2 protein-coding genes and 2 pseudogenes are annotated in these 2,433 nt (G+C 72.3%); all 4 read left to right on the forward strand.

All coding sequences use genetic code 11. From position 1 onward, the window contains the following. Positions 1-133 precede the first annotated feature (133 nt). A complete protein-coding gene (locus tag J0I64_RS00310; protein ID WP_291405324.1) occupies positions 134-547 on the forward strand; it encodes a phage major tail protein, TP901-1 family in 414 nt (137 codons plus the stop codon). A 7-nt stretch (positions 548-554) separates the two neighbouring features. Beyond that, entirely contained in the window at positions 555-869 is a 315-nt protein-coding gene (locus J0I64_RS00315) for a gene transfer agent family protein (RefSeq protein WP_291405326.1), read from the forward strand. Continuing rightward, positions 866-970 (forward strand): annotated as a pseudogene (locus J0I64_RS00320) (phage tail assembly chaperone); the annotation flags it as partial. The gene J0I64_RS00315 and the pseudogene J0I64_RS00320, both read left to right, overlap by 4 nt. A 157-nt stretch (positions 971-1,127) precedes the next feature. Beyond that, positions 1,128-2,433, forward strand: a pseudogene (locus tag J0I64_RS00325) (hypothetical protein); the annotation flags it as partial.

Genomic DNA, 2,433 nt, shown 5'->3' on the forward strand with positions numbered 1-2,433 from the left:
CGGGTCTGGTGCCGGCGGGGCTGGTGGTGACGCTGGCCGAGCATGTGCGAACCGAAACCGTCATCGACGCTGCGACGGGGCAGGCGCGCGCGGCGGTTTTGCTGCGGTTTCTTACCGAATAGCGAGGGACAAAATGGCAGCCCAGAGTGGCAAGGATATGCTCTTGAAACTCGACCAGACGGGGTCGGGGAGTTTTCTGACGGTGGCGGGTCTGCGCGCGCGCAGCCTGGCGTTCAATGCGGCGAGCGTTGATACGACGGACCAGGAAAGCGCCGGGCGGTGGCGGGAACTGCTGGCCGGTGGCGGGGTGAAGCGGGCTTCGCTTTCGGGCTCGGGGGTGTTCAAGGATCAGGCTTCGGATGGGCTCATCCGGAGCCTTTTCTTTGCCGGGACCATCCGCAACTGGCAGCTCATCCTGCCGCATTTCGGCACGGTGGAAGGCCCGTTCCAGATCGTGGCGCTGGAATTTTCGGCCGATCATGCGGGCGAAGTGACGTTTGACCTGGCGCTGGAAAGCGCTGGGGAAGTCAGCTTCGCGGCGATCTGAGGGACCAATGGCAAATATTCATCGTGGAGAGATCGCCGCCGAGATCGGGGGCGAGACAAGAGTGCTTTGCCTGACGCTGGGGGCGCTGGCGGAGCTGGAGGCGCGGCTGGGTGCCGGGGATCTGGCGGGGCTGGCCGAGCGCTTTGCCGGCGGAAAGGTGTCGGCGCGGGATCTGACGGCGATCATTGGGGCGGGGCTGCGCGGGGGTGGCAATGCCATTTCCGACGATGAGCTGGCGCAGATGAGCGTCGAGGGCGGATTGCGCGGGGTGGCCGATATTGCGGTGCGGCTGCTGCAGGCAACGTTTGGGGAGGCGGCATGAAACCGTTCCCCTGGCGCGACGCCATGCAATTCGGGCTGGGCGTGCTGAAACTGCCGCCGGAGGCTTTTTGGAAGATGAGTCCGCGCGAACTGGCCGCGGCCGCTCGGCCGCCAGGGAGGCGCGGCGCTGGACGTCGGCCAGGTCCGGGGTGCGCAGCAGCGCCAGCTCCTCGGCGAGGACCCGGCGCCGGTCCATCTGGACGGCCGGATCGGCAGGAGGCTCGGTCGGGTCCGGCGTCAGGTCCCAGCTGAGGCGGCGGTGGCGGGTGACGGCCTGGCCGAGCTGCTCGATCTCCGCTTCCAGCGCGTCGCGCGACCGGGTGTCGGCAGCGGCGCCCCGGCGGCGGCGGGCGGCCTCGACCGAGCCGATCGCTCGCTCCAGCCGGCCGGCCAGGTCGCCGTCGTCGAACCCGAGCTGGCAGAGCAGGCGATCCAGCGCGGCCCCGGTGGCGGTGGCCCGGGCCTGGTGCTGGCGCAGGGTCAGCGCCTTGCGGGCGAAGCGGCCGGCCGCGGCCCGCTGCTGGAGGACGGTCCGGATCTGGGCCGGCTCGAGGTCGCTCGGGCCGTCGTGGGACAGGCCGTAGCCGGCGAGGCAGGCGGCCAGGTCCAGGCGGGCCTCGTGCTCCTGCTCCTTGGCCGCGTGGAGCGCCTCGACGGCCGCACGCTCCCGCGCGCCGCGGACCTTGGGGTCGGTGGCGGCGGCGTAGGCGACGATGGCGTCGCGCCGCTCGCCGGCGGCTTCCAGCGAGGTGCCGCCGCTGCGCTCCTCCCAGTCGAGCCGGGTGTTGGCGTGGCGGTGGACGGCGGAGTCCAGTCGCTCCCGGTCGCTGGGCTGCATGACGTCGTCGATGCGACGCAGGTGGAGGCCCAGCCAGGACCCGGCGTCGGCGGCGCCCAGCGCCATCTCCTCCTCGCGCTCTGCGGCGGCCAGCTCCTTGCGGGGGATGGCCAGCAGCCACCACCCGAGGGCGCCGGCGCCGATCAGCATCGGGATGCCGATCAGCACGGAGATGGCGTGGCCGCCGAGCAGGGCGCCGACGGCGAGAAGGGACGGGCCGAGGATGCCGGCCCGGAAGCGCCGGTCGACCTCCCGCTGGCAGCGGACCACCTCGCGGTGGGCCAGCTCGATCTCCGTCTCGGTGTGCGGGTCGGTCTCGTCGTCGCGGTCGGTCAGCTCGGCCTCGTAGGCGGCGCGGGCCTCGATGGCCGCGTCGTAGGCCGCCCAGAGCTCGTCCTGGTCCAGCTGGGCGAGCTGGTAGACGATGCCGTCGCCGGGATCGGCGGGCGGGTCCTGGGTGGCGGCCAGTGCGGCCGTGCACGCGGCGGTGATCTGCACGGTGGCGTCGACCGCGGCCACCTTGGCGTCGAAGTCCTCGGGCAGGTCGTCGGGGGTGGCCGCCACCCGGGCCAGGTCGGCGTCGCTCACGTCGGGCACGGCGCCCAGCGCCTCACCCAGCTCGGTGGCGTCGGTGCTGGCCTCGGCCCACGCGGCGGCGGCGGTTCGGGGCGAGGAGTTGTTCGTTCACTTCAACCGGCTTTGGAAACGGCGCGTCGAGGCCGAGGCG

The organism is Devosia sp., assembly GCF_017307565.1.
In the GTDB taxonomy this organism is placed as follows: domain Bacteria; phylum Pseudomonadota; class Alphaproteobacteria; order Rhizobiales; family Devosiaceae; genus Devosia.